The organism is Novosphingobium mississippiense, assembly GCF_044029535.1.
GTDB lineage: Bacteria > Pseudomonadota > Alphaproteobacteria > Sphingomonadales > Sphingomonadaceae > Novosphingobium.
On sequence record NZ_CP147001.1, the window covers coordinates 1,356,295 to 1,376,297 of the forward strand.

A 20,003-nucleotide genomic window follows, 5' to 3' on the forward strand; every position below is an offset into this window, starting at 1 on the left:
AAAAACCCCCGTCGTTTCCGGCGGGGGTTTCTTCTTGAGAGCTGAATTTCGCGATCAGGCGAGTTCGACTGCCACCGCCGTCGCTTCTCCGCCGCCGATGCAGAGCGAGGCGACGCCCTTCTTCAGGCCCTTTTCCTTCAGGGCATTGATGAGGGTGACGATGATGCGGGTGCCCGAAGCGCCGATCGGGTGGCCAAGGGCGGTAGCGCCGCCGTGGACGTTCACCTTGTCATGCGGGATGCCAAGGTCGTGCATCGCGAACATGGCGACGCAGGCGAAGGCTTCGTTCACTTCGAACAGGTCAACGTCCGAAAGCTGCCAGCCCACCTTGTCCATCAGTTTGGTGATCGCGCCGACCGGAGCGGTGGTGAACTTGGCGGGCTCCTGCGCATGGGCGGCAACGCCAACCACGGTGGCAACCGGGGCAAGGCCCTTGGCGTCGGCCACGCTCTTGCGCGTCATTACCACAGCAGCAGCGCCGTCGGAGATCGAGCTGGAGGTGGCGGCCGTGATCGTACCGTCCTTGGCGAAGGCGGCCTTCAGCGTGCGGATCTTGTCCGGATTGCCCTTCGGCGGCTGTTCGTCAGTGTCGATCACCAGATCACCCTTGCGGGTCTTCACGGTAACGGGGACGACTTCTTCCTTGAACGAACCGTTGGCGATCGCCTCCTGCGCGCGGCGCAGCGACTCGATCGAGTAGTCGTCCTGGTTCTCGCGGGTGAGCTGGTACTCGTCCGCGGTCACCTGAGCGAAGGAGCCCATCGAGCCGCCTTCGTAGGCGTCCTCAAGGCCATCGAGGAACATGTGATCGTACAGCGTGTCATGGCCGGCGCGCGCGCCCGAGCGGTGCTTCTTCGACAGGTACGGCGCATTGGTCATCGATTCCATGCCGCCGGCGATGATCACGTCGAGCGAGCCGGAAGCGAGAGCCTCTGCGCCCATGATCACCGTCTGCATGCCGGAGCCGCAGACCTTGTTGACGGTGGTCGCCTGGACGGACTTGGGCAGGCCGGCCTTGATCGCGGCCTGGCGGGCGGGGGCTTGGCCAAGGCCGGCCGGCAGCACGCAGCCCATGTAGATGCGTTCGATATCGTCTCCGGCAACGCCGGCGCGTTCAACGGCGGCCTTCACGGCCGTGGCGCCAAGGTCGGTCGCCGAAACTTCTGCGAGCGAGCCTTGAAGGCCGCCCATGGGGGTACGAGCATAGGAAAGAATGACAATCGGGTCCGAAGCCGAGATCTGGGCCATTATTATGCCTTTCACGCTGGGAAACAGGTATCCTTGGCAGGTGAACTAGTGTTGCGCTGCATCAATTGCAATTGGCGACTCTGGCGATAACGGATGCGAACATGCTCCATCCCCGTGGCGTTGGCCTACCGCTGCTAAGCGTCATTTTTCGCAATCTGGCTGCGAAATCTTGCATCTATGGGGCAGTCGAGCAGTTTTGGTGCATTCTCCGCCAATCCCCCGGCTCACGCAGGTTTCGGCATGCTGCCGAATGGTGACGGTTCGTGTCTGAACGCGTCCTTATTGCGAACGTGTTGCAACGCAACGAACTCGGGCCGATTATTCCCATCCGACACCTTGCGATAGGGGGAGGGCTGGCCTAAGAGCGCCCGCAACGACCGGGCGTTGTCTTATGGCATGAGTCCGGCTGCCGTAATCCGGTATGAGGCCAGAACCATTGACTGATCTGTCACAATACCTGCCGATCCTGATCTTCCTCGTGATCGCCCTTGGGCTCTCGTCGGTGATCGTGCTGCTGCCGTTGGCCGTCTCGCGCCTGACCGGCACTCACAACCCGAGTGCCGACAAGAACAGCGAGTACGAGTGCGGCTTCCCCGCGTTCGAAGACCCGCGCAGCCAGTTCGACGTCCGCTTCTATCTCGTGGCGATCCTGTTCATCGTCTTCGATCTTGAAGCCGCGTTCCTGTTCCCCTGGGCCGTTTCGCTCAAGCTGACCGGCTGGGCCGGCTGGCTGACGATGATGGTGTTCCTGGGCGAACTGGCCATCGGCCTCGCTTATGCATGGAAGAAGGGAGCTCTGGACTGGGAATGAGCACGCTCGTTAACTCCGCCGGCCAGCCTCTCGCGCCGGCCGCAAGCCAGGGCGGCGCGATCACGCCGCCCGATCAGTCCTTCTTCAAGGACCTCAACCAGGAAGTTTCCGACAAGGGCTTCCTCGTCACCTCTACCGAGGAACTGTTCCAGTGGGCCCGTACGGGTTCGCTGTGGTGGATGACCTTCGGTCTCGCCTGCTGCGCGGTTGAGATGATCCACGTGAACATGCCCCGCTACGACATGGAGCGCTTCGGCGCCGCGCCGCGCGCTTCGCCGCGCCAATCGGACGTGATGATCGTTGCCGGCACGCTCTGCAACAAGATGGCCCCGGCGCTCCGCAAGGTCTACGACCAGATGTCGGATCCGAAGTACGTCATCTCGATGGGCTCGTGCGCCAACGGCGGCGGCTACTATCACTACAGCTACAGCGTCGTGCGCGGTTGCGACCGGATCGTTCCGGTCGACATCTACGTGCCGGGCTGCCCGCCGACTGCCGAAGCGCTGCTCTATGGCGTGATGCAGTTGCAGCGTAAGATCCGCCGCGTCGGCGCGCTTGCCAGGTAAGGACGACGATGACCGTTCTGCATTCCGCCCCGAAGTTCGCTTCGAATGAAGGTGTGATCGAGACGCTCTCGGCCGCGCTGGGCACCATGGTCGAGGCGAGCAAGGAAGAGCATGGCGAAGTCGTGCTCACCGTCGCGCGCGACCAGATCGAAAACGCCCTTCGGCTGCTGCGTGACCATCACGAATACCAGCAGCTGATGGAAATGGCCGGCGTCGATTATCCGTCGCGTCCGGAGCGTTTCGAAGTCGTCTACATGCTGCTCTCGGTGACGAAGAACCATCGCCTGATGGTGAAGGTGAACGCCGCCGAAAGCACCCCGGTGCCGACCGTGACCACGCTGTGGCCCAACGCGGGCTGGCTGGAGCGCGAAGTGTTCGACATGTACGGCGTGATCTTCGCCGGCAACCCGGACCTGCGCCGCATCCTGACCGACTATGGCTTCGAAGGGCACCCGTTCCGCAAGGACTTCCCGCTCACCGGCCATGTCGAGCTGCGTTACTCGGAAGAGGAACAGCGCGTGGTCTACGAGCCGGTCAAGCTTGCGCAGGATCTGCGCCAGTTCGACTTCATGAGCCCGTGGGAAGGCGCCGAATACGTGCTCCCGGGCGATGAAAAGGCCGAAGGAGAGGCGAAGTGAGCATGTTGCTTGAGCAGTCGCCGACCACCGGCGACGAAGTCATCACCAACTACACGATCAACTTCGGTCCGCAGCATCCGGCGGCCCACGGCGTTCTGCGCATGGTCATGGAACTCGATGGCGAGATCATCGAGCGCATCGACCCGCACGTCGGCCTGCTGCACCGCGGCACCGAAAAGCTGATCGAGCACAAGACGTATCTTCAGGCGCTGCCGTATTTCGATCGTCTGGACTACTGCTCGCCGCTGGGCATGGAGCATTCCTACGTCCTCGCGGTCGAGAAGCTGCTCAACCTCGAAGTGCCGATCCGCGCGCAGTACCTGCGCGTGCTGTTCGCCGAGCTGACCCGCATCTGCAACCACATGCTCAACATCGGCTCGCACGTCATGGACGTGGGCGCGATGACCCCGAACCTGTGGCTGTTCGAAATCCGCGAGGACTGCCTCAACTTCTTCGAACGCGCTTCGGGCGCCCGCATGCACTCGGCGTGGTTCCGCCCCGGCGGCGTTCACCAGGACGTGCCGCTGAAGCTGCTGACCGACATCGCCGACTGGCTCGATACGCGCCTGCCGGAGCTGTTCGAGGATGCGATGAGCCTCGTGGTCGACAACCGCATCTTCAAGCAGCGCAATGTCGACATCGCGCTGGTGAGCAAGGAAGACGCGCTGGCATGGGGCTTCTCGGGCCCGATGATCCGCGGCGCCGGCATCCCCTGGGATATCCGCAAGTCGCAGCCTTACGACGTCTATGACCGCATGGACTTCGAGATCCCCGTCGGCACCAACTCTGACTGCTACGACCGCTTCATGGTCCGCGTCGAGGAAGTGCGCCAGTCGGCCAAGATCATGAAGCAGTGCCTGGCGCAGATGCCGGAAGGCCCGGTTGCTTCGAGCGATCGCAAGGTGGTTCCGCCCAAGCGCGGCGAGATGAAGCAGTCGATGGAATCGCTGATCCATCACTTCAAGCTCTACACCGAAGGCTTCCACGTGCCCGCCGGTGAAGTCTACGTCGCCACCGAGAGCCCGAAGGGCGAATTCGGTGTCTATCTGGTGTCGGACGGTTCCAACAAGCCGTACCGCTGCAAGATCCGCCCGACTGCCTTCTCGCATCTCCAGGCGATGGACTTCATGTCGAAGGGCCACATGCTTCCGGACGCGACCGCCATTCTCGGCGCCATCGACGTCGTGTTCGGGGAGTGCGATCGGTGAGCCGTCTCGCCATCGCAGAGGCCATGATCGCCGCCTACAACGCGCAGGACGTCGATCTCTACGTGTCCTATATGACCGATGACGCCAGCGAAGCGAACTATCGCGGCGCTGTCGTTCGTGAGGGCAAGGAAGGCACGCGTGCAGGCCTGCGCACGGCTTTCGCCAAGTGGCCCGAGAACAAGGCTGAGATCGTCTCGCGAGAAGTAACCGACAACTACGTCGTCTTCCGCGAACACGTCACGCGCGGACCCGCGACGGACGGTTCCGATCTCGTCGAGCCTTTCGATGTCCTCGCAGTCTACAGCTTCGAGGGCGACAAGTGCTCGCGCGTCGAGTTCATCCGGTGAGGGGGCGTTGATGAAGTTCAACACACTCGAACTGACCCGCATCTGGGCCGCCGTTACCGGTGTGGCCCTTGCAGTGTGGTATTTTGCCGCCGTCTATCTCGATTTCCAGCCCACGGCCGTGCTGCCGATGCTGGTGACCGCGATCGGCGGTTTCGAATTGTTTCTTTTCGGCCAGGACCAGTGGCTGAAGCGCAGGGGTAAGCATGGCTGACCGCTATATCGAACCCGACACGCCCGAACTTCGGGCCCGTTGGGGCAATTTCGCCTGGACTCCGGAAAACGCCGAAAAGGCGAAGGAAGTCGTCGCGCGTTATCCGGAAGGGCGCCAGCGCTCGGCCGTGATGCCGTTGCTCGATCTGGCTCAGCGCCAGGTCGGTGCCGAACTGAACACGCAGGGCTGGCTGCCGATCCCGGTGATGGAATACATCGCCGCCTATCTCGACATGCCGATCATCCGCGTTGTCGAGGTTGCGACCTTCTACACGATGTACAACATCGCGCCGATCGGCCGTTTCCACGTGCAGGTCTGCGGCACCACGCCGTGCATGCTGCGCGGTTCGGACGATCTGCTGGCGACCTGCAAGTCGCGCGGCATGAAGAAGGGCCACATCTCGGAAGACGGCCTCTGGTCGTTCACCGAGGTCGAGTGCATGGGCAACTGCGCCTCGGCCCCGATGGTCCAGATCAACGACGACAACTACGAAGACCTCACTTCCGACCGCCTGAATGCGGTGCTGGACGCGTTGGCACGTGGTGAAACGCCCAAGGCCGGGACCCAGGATCCTGCCCGTCACACCGTGGAACCGGTGGGCGAGCCGACTAACCTGGCGGCCATGATCACCGAAAACCATGACTATCGGAGTGAGTGGTAATGGCTCTCCTCGATAAAGACCGCATCTTCACCAACCTCTACGGCTATCAGCCGTGGAACCTGAAGGAAGCGCAAGCGCGCGGCGCCTGGGACAACACCAAGGCGCTGATCGAGCGCGGTCGTGACGCCATCATCGATGAGATGAAGGCCTCGGGTCTGCGCGGTCGCGGCGGTGCGGGCTTCCCGACCGGCATGAAGTGGTCCTTCATGCCCAAGCAGCCGCCGCTCGACCAGAACGGCAACCCCAAGCCCAGCTTCCTCGTGATCAACGCGGACGAATCCGAACCGGGTTCGTGCAAGGACCGCGAGATCATGCGCCATGACCCGCATCTTCTGTTCGAAGGCGCGCTGGTCGCCGGCTTCGCCATGGGTGCGCGCGCGGCCTACATCTACATTCGCGGCGAATACATCCGCGAGGCAGAGACGCTGTTCGCGGCACGTGAAGAGGCTTACGCAGCCGGTCTGCTGGGCAAGAACGCCTGCGGTTCGGGTTACGATTTCGACGTCTTCGTCCACCGCGGCGCCGGCGCTTACATCTGCGGCGAAGAAACCGCGATGATCGAAAGCCTTGAAGGCAAGAAGGGCCAGCCCCGCCTGAAGCCGCCGTTCCCGGCCGGCGCAGGCCTCTATGGCTGCCCGACCACAGTCAACAACGTCGAATCGATCGCTGTCGCGCCGACTATCCTGCGTCGCGGTGCCGCGTGGTTCTCCAGCTTCGGCCGCGAGAACAACAAGGGCACCAAGCTCTTCCAGATCAGCGGACACGTGAATCGTCCCTGCGTGGTCGAAGAAGAGATGTCGATCCCGTTCAGCGAACTGATCGAGCGTCACTGCGGTGGTATCCGCGGCGGTAAGGACAACCTGCTGGCGGTGATCCCCGGCGGTTCGTCGGTTCCGCTGGTTCCGGCTGCCGAGATCTGGGACGCGCCGATGGACTTCGACGGCCTGCGCGCCGTCGGCTCCGGTCTCGGTACCGCTGCCGTCATCGTCATGGACAAGTCCACCGACATCGTCCGCGCCATCAGCCGCATCTCGTACTTCTACAAGCACGAATCCTGCGGCCAGTGCACCCCCTGCCGTGAAGGCACGGGCTGGATGTGGCGCGTGATGGAGCGCCTGCGCACCGGCGACGCGGAAGTCGAGGAAATCGACATGCTGCAGCAGGTGACCAAGCAGGTCGAAGGCCACACCATCTGCGCTCTGGGCGACGCTGCGGCGTGGCCGATCCAGGGCCTGATCCGTCATTTCCGTCCGGAGCTTGAGCGCCGGATCGCCGAAAACGTCCGCGAGGCTGCCGAGTAATGCCTAAGGTCAAAGTCGACGGCGTCGAGATCGACGTCCCCACCGGCGCAACCGTGCTGCAGGCCTGTGAGCTTGCCGGCAAGGAAATCCCGCGCTTCTGCTACCACGAACGTCTGAGCATCGCCGGCAACTGCCGCATGTGCCTGGTCGAAGTGAAGCCCGGACCGCCGAAGCCCCAGGCTTCGTGCGCGCTTCCGGCCGCCGAAGGCCAGGAAATCCGCACGGATTCTGAAATGGTCAAGAAGGCGCGGGAAGGGGTGATGGAGTTCCTCCTCATCAACCACCCGCTCGACTGCCCGATCTGCGATCAAGGCGGCGAGTGCGACCTTCAGGACCAGTCCGTCGCTTACGGTCGCGGCGCTTCGCGCTATGACGAGAACAAGCGCGCGGTCACCGAAAAGTACATGGGCCCGCTCATCAAGACGACGATGACGCGCTGCATCCACTGCACCCGCTGTGTGCGCTTCTCGGAAGAGATCGCCGGCGTGGACGAGATCGGCGCGCTTTATCGCGGCGAGAGCATGCAGATCACGACCTATCTCGAACATGCAGCCAAGCACGAGATGTCTGCCAACGTGATCGACCTCTGCCCGGTCGGCGCGCTCACCTCGCGTCCCTACGCTTTCGAGGCCCGTCCCTGGGAACTCAAGAAGACGCTGGGCATCGACGTGTCGGACGCCACCGGCGCCAACATCCGCATCGATGCGCGTGGCCGCGAAGTGCTGCGCGTGCTTCCTCGTAACAACGATGACGTGAACGAGGAATGGATCAGCGACAAGGCGCGCTACATGGTCGACGGGCTTACCAAGCGCCGCCTCGACAAGCCGTTCCTGCGCCGTGACGGCAAGCTCGTCGCGGTCAGCTGGAACGAGGCGTTTGCCGCCATCGCCACGCTGAACCCGGGCAATTCGATCGCCGCCGTCGCTGGTGACATGGTCGATTGCGAAACGATGTTCGCGGCCAAGAAGCTGGTCGGCGCGCTCGGTTCGAAGCTCATCGAAGGTCGCCAGACCGGGATGGACTATGCGACCGACAGCCTGGCTGCCGTCAACTTCAACACCACGTTCTCGGGTATCGAGGCGGCTGACGCGATCCTGATCGCCGGCAGCCAGGTGCGCTGGGAAGCTCCGCTGCTCAACGTTCGCCTGCGCAAGGCGGTGAAGCGCGGCGCCAAGGTGTTCCTCGTCGGTCCCGAATGGGAGACCACTTTCGGCGGCGAATTCCTTGGCGAAGACCTCTCGGTCCTTGGCAACCTTCCGCAGAACGTCGCCGATGCGCTGTCGAACGCCAAGCGTCCGGCAGTGATCCTCGGCGGCGCGGCGCTCGGCCGTGGCGGTCTGGAAGCGGGCCTTGCGCTCGCCGCCCAGTTCAACCTCGTTCGCGACCTCGAAGACGGCACCAAGTGGAACGGCTTCAACGTCCTCCACATGGCAGCGGCCCGCATGGGCGGCCTGATGCTCGGCTACGCGCAGAAGGGTGGCATTGCCGACCTCGTTGCCGCCAAGCCCAAGGTGCTGATCGCGCTCGGTGCCGACGAAGTGGACTTCACGCAGTTTGCCGGTTCGATGATCGTCTACATCGGTCACCACGGCGACAAGGGCGCCCACGCGGCCGACGTGATCCTGCCGGCTTCGGCCTACACCGAAAAGGCGGGCACTTACGTCAACACCGAAGGTCGCGTGCAGTGGACCGACAAGGCCGTGTTCGCACCGGGCGACGCCCGTGAGGACTGGACGATCCTGCGCGCGCTCGCCGATGCCTTCGGCGTGACCGTCGGGTTCGACACTTTCGATCAACTGCGAAATGCAATGATCGAGGAAGTTCCTGCACTTGGCAGCGAAGGCCTGGCGGACTACGGGAGCGTTCTGCCTAACGGTGGCGGTTCCGCTGCCGGTCAGATCGCCTATCCGATCAAGGACTTCTACATGACCAACCCGATCGCTCGCGCGAGCGCCGTCATGCAGCGTTGTTCGGCTGAACTGCTGCACGGTGAAGAGCTGGCGGAGGCCGCGGAATGACCGCTTTCTTCCAAACTCTTGGGATGAGCTACGAGTGGGCATGGTTCGTGTCCACCGTCTGCGGCGTCCTGCTGATCGCGCTGCCGCTGATGCTGGCCGTCGCCATGATCATCTATGTCGACCGCAAGATCTGGGCCGCCATGGCGCTTCGCCGTGGTCCCAACGTGGTCGGCCCGTTCGGTCTGCTCCAGTCCTTCGCGGACGGTCTGAAGGTCTTCCTTCAGGAAACGATCATTCCTTCGGCGGCGAACAAGGGTCTGTTCCTGATCGCCCCGATCGTGACCTTCACGCTGGCGCTCCTGTCCTGGGCGGTGATCCCGTTCAATTCGGGCGCTTTCGTCTCCAACATCAACATCGGTCTGCTCTACATCCTCGCGATCAGTTCGCTGGGTGTCTACGGCACGATCATGGCGGGCTGGGCTTCGAACTCGAAGTACCCGTTCTTCTCGGCGATGCGCGCTTCGGCGCAGATGATCTCGTATGAAGTCTCGATCGGCTTCATCCTGATCACCGTCGTTCTCTGGGCGGGTACGTTCAACATGAACGACATCGTCTGGGCCCAGAAGGGACATGTCTGGATCATCAACGGCTTCGTCGCGAACCCGCTGCTGTTCCCGATGTGGGTGATGTTCCTGATTTCGAGCCTTGCGGAAACGCAGCGTGCTCCCTTCGATCTTGCCGAAGCGGAATCGGAACTCGTCGCCGGTTATCAGACCGAATATTCGTCGATGGCCTTCGCCGCCTATTGGCTGGGCGAATATGCCAACGTGCTCCTGATGTGCGCGCTCAACGCGACGCTGTTCTGGGGCGGATGGCTGCCGCCGCTCGACATTCCCATTCTGTACCTCGTGCCGGGCTTCATCTGGTTCCTGCTCAAGGTCTTCTTCTTCTTCTTCGTGTTCAGCTGGATCAAGGCCACCGTTCCCCGGTACCGCTATGACCAGTTGATGCGCCTGGGCTGGAAGGTCTTCCTGCCCGTATCGCTGCTGTTCGTTGTTCTCGTCAGCGGTTATCTCATGGCTATCGGACACTTCAAATGACCGTCGGACAACTCATAAAGAGCTTCACGCTCTGGGAGTTCGTGAAGGCGCACTGGCTGACCTTGAAGTATTTCTTCAAGCCCAAGGCGACGATCAACTACCCCTTCGAGAAGAACCCGCTTTCGCCGCGCTTCCGTGGTGAGCACGCCCTGCGCCGTTATCCCAACGGCGAGGAACGCTGCATCGCCTGCAAGCTGTGCGAGGCGATCTGCCCGGCGCAGGCGATCACCATCGAAGCCGCACCGCGTGTCGACGGTTCGCGTCGCACCACGCGCTACGACATCGACATGACGAAGTGCATCTACTGCGGCTTCTGCCAGGAAGCCTGCCCGGTGGACGCCATCGTCGAGGGGCCGAACTTCGAATACGCGACCGAAACGCGCGAAGAACTGCTCTATGACAAGGCCAAGCTATTGGCGAACGGGGACAAGTGGGAGCGTGCGATCGCCGCGAACCTTGAAGCCGATGCGCCGTATCGATAGGGGCCCGCGGACATGATCCAGACCATCGCCTTCTATCTGTTCGCCGTGCTGACGATCGCGTCGGCCGCTGCGACCATCCTCTCGCGCAACCCGGTCCACTCGGTGCTGTTCCTGATCCTGGCGTTCTTCAACGCTGCCGGGCTCATGGTGCTCACCGGTGCCGAGTTCATCGCCATGCTGCTCGTCATCGTCTACGTCGGTGCCGTCGCGGTCCTCTTCCTCTTCGTCGTCATGATGCTGGACATCGATTTCGCCGAACTGCGCGCCGGGTTCGTCAAGAACTTTCCGGTCGGGCTGCTGGTAGCGCTGATCCTGATTTCGGAACTGCTGTTCGGCATCGGAACGCTCAAGGCCGGCGGCCTTACGCTCGGCACGGCGGACGGCACCAACGCGGCGCCTGCCGGAACCTCGAACATCGAGGCGATCGGCGCGCTGATGTACAGCCGTTACCTGTTCCTGTTCGAAGCTGCGGGCCTGATCCTGCTCGTCGCGATGATCGGCGCCATCGTGCTGACCCATCGCCAGCGTACCGACACGCGCGGCCAGAAGATCAGCAAGCAGATCGCCCGTCGTCCCGACGAAGCGACCGTCAACGTCAAGCCGGAAGTCGGCAAGGGGGTCCAGCTGTGATCGGCGTCGAACATTACGTGGTCGTGAGCTCGATCCTCTTCGTGCTCGGCGTCCTCGGCATCTTCCTCAACCGCAAGAACGTCATCGTTCTGCTCATGGCGATCGAACTGATCCTGCTTGCGGTCAACCTTAACCTCGTCGCGTTCAGCGCGGCCCTGCACGATCTCACGGGTCAGATCTTCGCGATGTTCGTGCTTACGGTCGCCGCCGGCGAGGCTGCAGTGGGGCTTGCAATCCTCGTGATCTACTTCCGTGGCCGCGGCACCATTGCCGTCGACGACGTCAACCGGATGAAGGGATAAGGCCTTGCAGTCGATCCTGATCATCGTCTTCCTGCCGTTATTGGCAGCGATCATTGCCGGGCTGGGTAACAAGCAGCTCGGCAACTTCCCGGCCAAGATCCTCACGACCGGCGCGCTCTTCGCGTCGTGCGCTCTGTCGTGGCCGATCTTCCTTCAGTTCCTCGGCGGTCACGCCGAAGCCAGCGTCGTTCCGGTCCTCAAGTGGGTCCAGTCAGGCGCGATGACCTTCGACTGGGCGCTGCGTGTCGACACGCTGACCGCGGTCATGCTGGTGGTCATCACGTCGGTTTCCGCGCTCGTGCACCTCTATTCGTGGGGCTACATGAGCGAGGAACCGGATCAGCCGCGCTTCTTCGCGTACCTGTCGCTGTTCACCTTCGCCATGCTCATGCTGGTGACCGCGGACAACCTGGTGCAGATGTTCTTCGGTTGGGAAGGCGTGGGCCTTGCCTCGTACCTTCTGATCGGCTTCTGGTTCCGCAAGCCTTCGGCCGGCGCAGCCGCCATCAAGGCCTTCGTGGTCAACCGTGTTGGCGACCTTGGCTTCATGCTCGGCATCTTTGCCACCTACCTGGTGTTCGGCACGGTCTCGATCCCCGAGATCCTGCATGCGGCGCCCGGCATGGCCGGTGCGACGATCGGCTTCCTTGGCTATCGTTTCGACACCATGACGGTGATCTGCATCCTGCTGTTCATCGGCGCGATGGGTAAGTCGGCGCAGCTTGGTCTGCACACCTGGCTTCCCGACGCGATGGAAGGCCCGACCCCGGTGTCGGCACTGATCCACGCGGCCACCATGGTCACCGCCGGCGTTTTCATGGTCTGCCGTCTCTCGCCGATGTTCGAGACCAGCGAGACTGCGATGCACGTCGTGGCCTTCGTCGGCGCCTGCACCTGCTTCTTCGCCGCCACCGTCGGCTGCACGCAGTGGGATATCAAGCGCGTGATCGCGTATTCGACCTGCTCGCAGCTCGGCTACATGTTCTTCGCCGCTGGCGTCGGCGCCTATGGCGCGGCCATGTTCCACCTGTTCACGCACGCGTTCTTCAAGGCGCTGCTGTTCCTCGGTGCCGGCTCGGTCATCCATGCGATGCACCACGAGCAGGACATGCGTTACTATGGCGACCTCTGGAAGAAGATTCCGTTTACTTTCGCGGCCATGACGGCGGGTACGCTGGCTATCACCGGCGTTGGCATGTTCGGCGTAGGCTTTGCCGGCTTCCACTCGAAGGACGCGATCATCGAAGCTGCTTTCGCTAGCGGCACTTCGGTTGGCAGCTTCGCCTTCTGGATGGGTATCTTCGCAGCGCTCATGACGAGCTTCTATTCGTGGCGCCTGGTCTTCCTGACCTTCTTCGGCAAGCCGCGCTGGATCCAGTCTGAGCACATTCAGCACGCCGTTCACGATGCGCACGGCCACGGTCACGACGACCATGCTCACGATGCGCATGCTCATGACGATCACGCCGAAGACGAAGACTCGCACGCCAGCGAAGAACTCGGTTCGCGCGGACCCAACTACACGCTGCATGGCGATGGCACGGGTGGCTACCACCCGCACGAAAGCCCGCTGGTCATGCTGTTGCCGCTGATCATCCTTTCGATGGGTGCGATTTTCGCTGGCTTCATCTTCCAGCACTTCTTCATCTCCGAAGGTGAGGGTGAGTTCTGGAAGGGCGCTCTGGTCTTCCACGAACACCTGATCCACGCGATGCATGGCGTGCCGACCTGGGTGAAGTGGGCGCCGTTCACGGTGATGGCGCTGGGCCTGCTGACCGCATGGTACGGCTACATCAAGAACCTCTCGTTCCCCAAGGCAGTCGCCGAACAGCTCGGGCCGGTCTACACCTTCGTGTTCCGCAAGTGGATGTTCGACGAACTCTACCACACGATCTTTGTCCGTCCCGCTTTCTGGCTCGGCAATGTATTCTGGAAGGTCCTGGATATCGGCGTGATCGACAAGTTCGGTCCCGACGGTGCGGCCTGGGTCGTCGCCAGGGGTTCGACTTACGCGCAGAAGGTCCAGTCGGGCTATCTGTACAGCTACGCTCTTGTCATGCTGATCGGCGTCGTTGCCGCCATCAGCTGGGTGATCGCGGGATAAGATGATGAGTGGTTTTCCGATCCTCAGCCTGATGTTGCTGGTGCCGCTCGCGGCGGCGCTGGCTTGTCTCTACCTTGATGCCAAATCGGCCCGAGTGGTGGCGCTTGTCGCCACCCTCGTGGACCTTGCCCTTGGCATCGTCCTCTGGATGAACTTTGACGTCGGCGGCGCGCAGTGGCAGTTCACGGAACGGCATGAGCTGTTCTCGGGCTTCTCCTATGCCCTCGGCATCGATGGTATCGCACTTCTTCTGATCATGCTTTCCGTGTTCCTCATGCCGATCTGCATCGGTGCGAGCTGGAACTCGATCGAGAAGCGCGTCGGCGAATACATGGCCGCCTTCCTGCTCGTTGAAACGCTGATGATCGGCGTGTTCGTGGCTCAGGACATCTTCCTGTTCTACATGTTCTTCGAAGCAGGCCTGATCCCGATGTACCTGATCATCGGTATCTGGGGCGGCGCTGACCGTATCTACGCCTCGTATAAGTTCTTCCTCTATACGCTGCTCGGCTCGGTGCTGATGCTCGTGGCTATGCTGTGGATGGTCCACACCGCCGGCACGACCTCTGTCCCCGAACTGATGAACTACGACTTCGATCCGAAGGTCCAGACCTGGCTCTGGCTCGCCTTCTTCGCCAGCTTCGCGGTGAAGATGCCGATGTGGCCGGTCCACACCTGGCTTCCGGCAGCACACGTTCAGGCGCCGACCGCTGGTTCGGTTATCCTGGCAGGCGTGCTGCTGAAGATGGGTGGCTACGGCTTCATCCGCTTCTCGCTGCCGATGTTCCCCGAAGCCTCGGCCCACTTCGCGCCGCTGGTGTGGGGCCTGTCGATGGCTGCCGTCGTCATCACCTCGCTCATCGCGCTGGTGCAGGACGATATGAAGAAGCTGATCGCCTATTCGTCGGTCGCCCACATGGCGATCGTGACCATCGGCCTCTTCGCCTTCAATCCGCAGGGCCTCGAAGGCTCGATGCTGGTCATGCTCAGCCACGGCCTCGTCTCGGGCGCGCTGTTCCTTTGCGTCGGCATCATCTATGATCGCCTGCACACCCGTGAGATCGCCCGTTACGGCGGCCTTGCCATCAACATGCCGCGTTACGCGCTGTTCTTCCTGCTCTTCACGATGGCCTCGATCGGCCTTCCGGGCACCAGCGGTTTCGTCGGCGAATTCCTGAGCCTTGGCGGCATCTACCAGGCATCGAGCTGGACGGCGCTGATCTGCACCACCGGCATCATCCTGGGCGCTGCCTACATGCTCTACCTCTATCGCCGGGTTGCCTTTGGCGACCAGAAGAATGCCGATGCCGCCGCCATGGTCGACCTCGACGCTCGCGAACTGATCATGGTCGGTGCGCTGGGTCTCGCGGTGCTGTGGATGGGCGTCTACCCTGAGAGCTTCATCGCTCCGATGCGCGCAGACATTGCCGCGCTCGACGCCCGGCTCGCTCGCGCAAAGCCGGAAGGAGACGCCAAGTTGGCTATGGGCAAGGAAAAGCCTGCGCACGAAGAAGCCACTGCGCATGAGGGGGCACACTGATGGACTGGTCACAGTCGCTGCGCCTGATCGCGCCGGAAGAAACGCTTAGCATCGCAAGCCTGGTCTTGCTTCTTGTCGCCGCCTGGGGTGGCGACAAGGCTTCCAAGCTGATTTCCGTTCTCGCCGTGGCGGCGCTCATCGCCGCCGGCTTCCTGGTTGCCCCCGCGCTGTGCGGCGGTGCCATGGGGGCTGATACTTACGCCTTCTTCGGTCAGTTCAAGGCAGACGCCTTCGCATCGTTTGCCAAGGTGCTGATCTATATTTCGGCTGCCGTCGCCTTGGTGGTGGCGCCGAAGTTCTTCGATCGCTTCAACGCGATGCGCGCGGAATATCCGGTGCTCATCCTGCTGGCGACGATCGGCATGAGCATGATGGTTTCGGCGACGAACCTCATCACGCTCTATATCGGTCTCGAAATGAACTCGCTGGCCGCATATGTGCTGGCTGCGTTCCTGCGCACCGACGGCCGCTCGGCCGAAGCGGGCCTGAAGTACTTCGTACTGGGCGCGCTGGCTTCGGGCATCCTGCTCTTCGGCATGAGCCTGACCTACGGTTTCGCCGGTACCACCTCGTTCGACGGCATCAGCGCTTCGATGGCATCGGGCCTTTCGCGCGGTGCGCTGTTCGGTCTGGTGTTCGTCTTCGCCGGTCTTGCCTTCAAGATCAGCGCCGTGCCGTTCCACATGTGGACGCCCGACGTTTATGAAGGCGCGCCGACGCCGGTGACCACGCTGTTCGCCACGGCTCCCAAGGTTGCCGCGATGGCGCTGACCATGCGTGTCGCGATCGAGGCATTCGGCAACCAGGCCCACGCCTGGCAGCAGATCATCGTTTTCGCGGCACTCGCCTCGATCGTGATCGGTGCTCTTGGTGCGATCCGCCAGTCGAACATCAAGCGACTGATGGCCTATTCGTCGATCAACAACGTCGGCTTCATGCTGGTCGGTCTGGCCGTTGCCACGCCGCAGGGCATCTCGGCCATGCTGTTCTACCTCGCGGTTTATGTCGCGATGTCGATCGGTGGCTTCGCGATGATCCTCATGCTCACGGACGAGAACGGCAATCAGGTCGAGGACCTGAACAAGATGGCCGGCCTTTCGCGCACCCGTCCGGGGCTGGCGCTGGGCCTTGCCATGATCATGTTCAGCCTTGCCGGTATCCCGCCGATGTTCGGTTTCTGGGGCAAGTTCCTGGTCTTCAAGGCAGCCGTTTATGGTGGCATGGTCCCGCTCGCGGCGCTGGGCTTCGCAGCCTCGGTGATCGGCGCGTTCTACTACCTCAAGGTCGTCAAGATCATGTACTTCGACGAACCGGCCGACGTGGTGAAGGGTGAAAGCGACATCTGGCACAAGCTGATCCTGTTCGGCTCGTGCGTCGTGATCTCGCCGCTCGGTTTCCTGCTGACCAAGTGGCTGGGCCACCTGGCTGACACGGCCGCTGCGGCCCTCTTTGCCGGCCTTTGATAGAGGTCGTTGAAGAGACTGCTTCGACCAATGCAGATCTCGTCCGGCGCCTGGGCGCCGGCGAGAGCATTGGTGAAGGCTTCTGGCTGCGCGCGGTGCGACAGAGCGCCGGGCGTGGCCGCCGGGGCAAGGCGTGGTCCTCGCCCGCGGGCAATCTCTATGCCAGCACCGCTGTTGCGCTGCGTGCCAGCGATCCAGCCGTACACACGCTGGCCTTCGTGGCGGCGCTGGCCGTTCGTGATCTGGTCGTATCGCTACTACCTGCCGGAACGACGATCCAGCTCAAGTGGCCGAACGACGTTCTGGTTGAAGGCGCCAAGATCAGCGGCATCCTGCTTGAACGCTGTGGCGATCATGTGATCGTCGGGATCGGCGTCAACGTCGTATCCGCACCTGAACTGTCCGATCGGGCGACAACCTCCATGCTGGCTTCCGGCGCAGCCGATATCGATGCGCAGGGCGTGATCGAGGTGCTGGACGCCCGGTTTGCCGAGCGCCTTGCGCAATGGCGACGCGAAGGGCTGGCCAGTACGCTGGCCGCCTGGCAGCAGGGGGCTTATCCCTTGGGCACCGCATTGAACGTGATGCTGGACGGGGAAGGGCAGGTCACCGGAACCTTCGCCGGGCTTGACCCTGATGGCGCTCTGCGCTTGCGTCTTGCCGACGGTGGCCTACGTGTCATCCATGCGGGCGACGTCTCGCTGGTCTGAAGGAATTTCCATGCTGCTCGCGATCGATGCCGGCAATACCAATGTCGTTTTCGCGCTTTTCGAAGGTCGCACGCTGCGCGGACGCTGGCGCATCGCTACCGATGCGCGCCGTACCGGCGACGAATATGCGGTCTGGCTGATGCAGCTTCTGGCGATCCGCGGCGTCGATCCCAAGGCCGTGGAAAGCGTCATCATCTCCACCGTGGTGCCGCGCGCGTTGCATAACCTCGAAATCCTCTGTCGCCACTATTTCGAAGTGGAACCGTTGATCGCTGGGCAGGGCAAGGCGGAATACGGGATCGACATCGATGTGGATCAGCCCAGTTCGTTGGGCGCAGACCGAGCTGTCAACGCGATCGCCGCCCATGAACGTCACGGTGGTGATCTGATCGTGGTTGATTTCGGCACCGCGACGACGTTTGACGTGGTGGACTACCATGGTGCCTACAAGGGCGGGATCATCGCACCGGGCATCAACCTTTCGCTTGATGCGCTTGTGGGGAATACCGCGAAGTTGCCGCGCATCGCCATCGCCGTGCCGGAAACCAAGTCGGTGATCGGCCGCAATACGGAAGATCAGATGTTGATCGGGGTCTTCTGGGGCTATGTCGCGATGATGGAAGGCCTGATAGCGCGGATGCGCGCGGAGATTGGCCGCCCGGCCAAAGTCATTGCCACGGGCGGTCTTGCCGTGCTGTTCGATCAGGCGACTGATATTTTTGACGCCGTGGATGCCGACCTGACATTGGAAGGCCTTGTGATCTTAGCCGAAAGGGCTGCGAAGAAGTGATTCCGGGTAACGAACTGCTGTTTTGTGCGCTGGGCGGGTCCGGCGAGATTGGCATGAACGTCAATCTCTACGGCTGCCAGGGCAAGTGGCTCATGGTCGATCTTGGCATGACCTTCGGCATGAACGAGTATCCGGGCGTCGATCTGGTATTTGCCGACCTCGAATTTATCGAGGACGAGCGGGAGAACCTGCTCGGTATCGTGCTGACGCACGCCCATGAAGACCATATCGGCGCGGTACCCTATTTCGCGCAGGAACTCGGCGTGCCGATTTACGCCACCCCCTTCACCGCGCGCCTGGTCGCCGCGAAGCTGGAGGAGGCAGGGATTCTCGACGATGTTGAACTGATCGTCGTCGAAGACCTCGAACGGTTCGAGATTGGGCCTTTCGGCATTCGCTATGTGCCGCTGGCGCACTCGATTGCCGAGGGCAATGCGCTGTTGATCGACACGCCTTACGGCAAGATCTTCCATACCGGCGACTGGAAGCTGGACGATGAGCCGCAAGTCGGCACGCCAGCCACGTCGCAGGAATTGACCGCGATCGGCGATGAGGGCGTGCTCGCGCTCGTCTGCGATTCGACCAATGTATTCAATCCGCAGGCGTCCGGCTCGGAAGGCGAAGTCTATCGCGGGCTGCTGGATGAAGTGAAGAAGCATCGCGGCAAACGCGTGCTGGTCACGACATTCGCATCCAACGTGGCCCGTCTGCAGACTTTGGGCGATGTGGCACGCAAGACTAATCGCAAGCTTTGCGTTGCCGGTCGCTCGCTGGACCGCATCATCGAGACGGCGCAGGCCAGCGGCTATCTGGGCAAGCTGCCCGAACTGATCGACGTCGAAACCGCGATGGATCTGCCGCGCGGAGAGGTCCTGATCGTCGCCACCGGCGGGCAGGGAGAGCCGCGCGCGGCACTGGCCCGCATTTCCGAAGGCAATCACCCGATCAAGCTCGATTCGGGCGATGTGGTTCTGTTCTCCAGCCGCCAGATACCCGGTAACGAGATCCCCATCGGCCGTATCCAGAACAAGCTGTCCGATGCGGGCATCGTCATCGTTACCGACCGTCAAAGCCCGATCCATGTCTCCGGTCATCCGGGGAGGCCGGAGCTTGAGGCTCTCTATGGCTGGCTGCGGCCCGAAATTCTGGTGCCGGTCCATGGCGAGGTGCGCCATATGCGGGAACAGGCGCGGCTCGGGCTTGAATGTGGCATTCCCAAGGCGATTTTCCAGAAGAACGGCGATCTCGTCCGTCTTGCGCCCAGCCATCCGGGCAAGTTCGGCGAAGTGCGTGCCGGGCGCTTGATCCTTGACGGCGACATCATCGCGCCGGCCGATGGCGACGCCATGGTGATGCGCCGCCGGATTTCGTTCAACGGCGTCGTATCGGTCGCAGCCGACCGCAAGGGGCACGTGCAAGTCGCCGCCATCGGGCTTCCGCTTGACGAGGACTATGCGAAGTTCATCGAAGAGGCGCAGCGGGACGTGGCCGATGCGCTGGGCCGGGCGAAGAAGTCCGACCGTGAGGTCCGCGTTGAGGCTGCCCGCCTTGCGGCACGGCGTGCGGCGACGCGGTGGTCGGGTAAGAAGCCGCAAGTGCAGGTATTGCTGCTGGAGGATTGAGCGATGGCCATGCAATGGACTTCGATGGTGGCGATCTATGGCCTGTTCTGGGTTTTGAGCGCCTTCCTCGTCATGCCGTTCGGTTTGCGTACGCCGGACGAGGTGGAGGGCTATCGGGTGGAAAAGGGACATGCCACCAGCGCGCCGGTGAACTTCCGGCCCAAGCGTGTCGCAAAGCGGGCCACCATTCTGGCAGTCGTCCTGTTCGGGCTATATTACGTGAACTATGCTGAGCAGTGGGTGACCGTGGACGATCTGAACTTCTTCGGAAAGCCGCCGGTCGAAGATCTGGGCTACTAAGCAGCCGGTAA

The 20,003-nt window shown here is 62.4% G+C and carries 20 protein-coding genes and 1 pseudogene; 20 read left to right on the forward strand and 1 reads right to left on the reverse strand.

What is annotated here, in order from left to right; all coding sequences use genetic code 11:
• Window positions 1-54: 54 nt before the first annotated feature.
• Window positions 55-1,248 carry an acetyl-CoA C-acyltransferase gene (locus tag WBP06_RS06360; protein ID WP_395332951.1) on the reverse strand — a complete coding sequence of 398 codons (1,194 nt, stop codon included), beginning with the start codon at window positions 1,246-1,248 and terminating at the stop codon, window positions 55-57.
• 436 nt (window positions 1,249-1,684) lie between these two features.
• On the opposite strand from WBP06_RS06360, the gene WBP06_RS06365 reads away from it, so the two are divergent.
• The 20 genes and pseudogenes from WBP06_RS06365 (at window position 1,685) to WBP06_RS06460 (ending at window position 19,992) form a co-directional block, all read left to right on the forward strand.
• Window positions 1,685-2,059, forward strand: coding sequence for an NADH-quinone oxidoreductase subunit A (locus WBP06_RS06365; protein ID WP_395332953.1), 375 nt, complete (start codon window positions 1,685-1,687; stop codon window positions 2,057-2,059).
• A complete protein-coding gene (locus WBP06_RS06370; protein ID WP_395332955.1) occupies window positions 2,056-2,625 on the forward strand; it encodes a NuoB/complex I 20 kDa subunit family protein in 570 nt (189 codons plus the stop codon). The genes WBP06_RS06365 and WBP06_RS06370 overlap by 4 nt, the downstream gene beginning before the upstream one ends.
• An 8-nt stretch (window positions 2,626-2,633) precedes the next feature.
• A pseudogene (locus WBP06_RS06375) lies at window positions 2,634-3,245 on the forward strand (NADH-quinone oxidoreductase subunit C); the annotation flags it as partial.
• Window positions 3,246-3,265: 20 nt separating this feature from the next.
• Window positions 3,266-4,471, forward strand: coding sequence for an NADH-quinone oxidoreductase subunit D (locus WBP06_RS06380; protein WP_395334057.1), 1,206 nt, complete (start codon window positions 3,266-3,268; stop codon window positions 4,469-4,471).
• Window positions 4,468-4,818, forward strand: coding sequence for a nuclear transport factor 2 family protein (locus tag WBP06_RS06385; RefSeq protein ID WP_395332957.1), 351 nt, complete (start codon window positions 4,468-4,470; stop codon window positions 4,816-4,818). Before WBP06_RS06380 ends, WBP06_RS06385 begins: the two co-directional genes overlap by 4 nt.
• A 10-nt stretch (window positions 4,819-4,828) precedes the next feature.
• Window positions 4,829-5,029 carry a hypothetical protein gene (locus WBP06_RS06390; RefSeq protein WP_395332959.1) on the forward strand — a complete coding sequence of 67 codons (201 nt, stop codon included), beginning with the start codon at window positions 4,829-4,831 and terminating at the stop codon, window positions 5,027-5,029.
• Window positions 5,022-5,690, forward strand: coding sequence for an NAD(P)H-dependent oxidoreductase subunit E (locus WBP06_RS06395; protein WP_132385490.1), 669 nt, complete (start codon window positions 5,022-5,024; stop codon window positions 5,688-5,690). Before WBP06_RS06390 ends, WBP06_RS06395 begins: the two co-directional genes overlap by 8 nt.
• Window positions 5,690-6,991 (forward strand): NADH-quinone oxidoreductase subunit NuoF, encoded by a 1,302-nt coding sequence (gene nuoF, locus WBP06_RS06400; RefSeq protein ID WP_395332961.1) that lies wholly within the window; start codon window positions 5,690-5,692, stop codon window positions 6,989-6,991. Before WBP06_RS06395 ends, nuoF begins: the two co-directional genes overlap by 1 nt.
• Window positions 6,991-9,009, forward strand: coding sequence for an NADH-quinone oxidoreductase subunit NuoG (gene nuoG, locus WBP06_RS06405; RefSeq protein ID WP_395332963.1), 2,019 nt, complete (start codon window positions 6,991-6,993; stop codon window positions 9,007-9,009). The genes nuoF and nuoG overlap by 1 nt, the downstream gene beginning before the upstream one ends.
• Window positions 9,006-10,049, forward strand: coding sequence for an NADH-quinone oxidoreductase subunit NuoH (gene nuoH / locus WBP06_RS06410; protein ID WP_395332965.1), 1,044 nt, complete (start codon window positions 9,006-9,008; stop codon window positions 10,047-10,049). Before nuoG ends, nuoH begins: the two co-directional genes overlap by 4 nt.
• Window positions 10,046-10,531, forward strand: coding sequence for an NADH-quinone oxidoreductase subunit NuoI (gene nuoI / locus WBP06_RS06415; RefSeq protein WP_132262574.1), 486 nt, complete (start codon window positions 10,046-10,048; stop codon window positions 10,529-10,531). The genes nuoH and nuoI overlap by 4 nt, the downstream gene beginning before the upstream one ends.
• Before the next feature lie 12 nt (window positions 10,532-10,543).
• Complete coding sequence (locus WBP06_RS06420) at window positions 10,544-11,161, forward strand: NADH-quinone oxidoreductase subunit J (RefSeq protein ID WP_395332968.1); 618 nt, start codon at window positions 10,544-10,546, stop codon at window positions 11,159-11,161.
• Window positions 11,158-11,463, forward strand: a complete 306-nt coding sequence (gene nuoK / locus WBP06_RS06425; protein ID WP_142633990.1) for an NADH-quinone oxidoreductase subunit NuoK — start codon at window positions 11,158-11,160, stop codon at window positions 11,461-11,463. Before WBP06_RS06420 ends, nuoK begins: the two co-directional genes overlap by 4 nt.
• Before the next feature lie 4 nt (window positions 11,464-11,467).
• On the forward strand, window positions 11,468-13,567 hold the full coding sequence (gene nuoL / locus WBP06_RS06430; protein WP_395332970.1) for an NADH-quinone oxidoreductase subunit L: 2,100 nt from the start codon (window positions 11,468-11,470) through the stop codon (window positions 13,565-13,567).
• A 4-nt stretch (window positions 13,568-13,571) separates the two neighbouring features.
• Window positions 13,572-15,107: an NADH-quinone oxidoreductase subunit M gene (locus WBP06_RS06435; protein WP_395332972.1), complete on the forward strand. Its 1,536-nt coding sequence runs from the start codon at window positions 13,572-13,574 to the stop codon at window positions 15,105-15,107.
• Window positions 15,107-16,570, forward strand: coding sequence for an NADH-quinone oxidoreductase subunit NuoN (gene nuoN, locus WBP06_RS06440; RefSeq protein WP_395332974.1), 1,464 nt, complete (start codon window positions 15,107-15,109; stop codon window positions 16,568-16,570). Before WBP06_RS06435 ends, nuoN begins: the two co-directional genes overlap by 1 nt.
• Window positions 16,567-17,280, forward strand: coding sequence for a biotin--[acetyl-CoA-carboxylase] ligase (locus tag WBP06_RS06445; RefSeq protein WP_395332976.1), 714 nt, complete (start codon window positions 16,567-16,569; stop codon window positions 17,278-17,280). The genes nuoN and WBP06_RS06445 overlap by 4 nt, the downstream gene beginning before the upstream one ends.
• Before the next feature lie 10 nt (window positions 17,281-17,290).
• Window positions 17,291-18,070: a type III pantothenate kinase gene (locus WBP06_RS06450; RefSeq protein ID WP_395332978.1), complete on the forward strand. Its 780-nt coding sequence runs from the start codon at window positions 17,291-17,293 to the stop codon at window positions 18,068-18,070.
• Window positions 18,067-19,692, forward strand: coding sequence for a ribonuclease J (locus tag WBP06_RS06455; protein ID WP_395332980.1), 1,626 nt, complete (start codon window positions 18,067-18,069; stop codon window positions 19,690-19,692). The genes WBP06_RS06450 and WBP06_RS06455 overlap by 4 nt, the downstream gene beginning before the upstream one ends.
• Window positions 19,693-19,701: 9 nt before the next feature.
• Window positions 19,702-19,992: a DUF1467 family protein gene (locus WBP06_RS06460; RefSeq protein WP_395334059.1), complete on the forward strand. Its 291-nt coding sequence runs from the start codon at window positions 19,702-19,704 to the stop codon at window positions 19,990-19,992.
• Window positions 19,993-20,003: the final 11 nt, after the last annotated feature.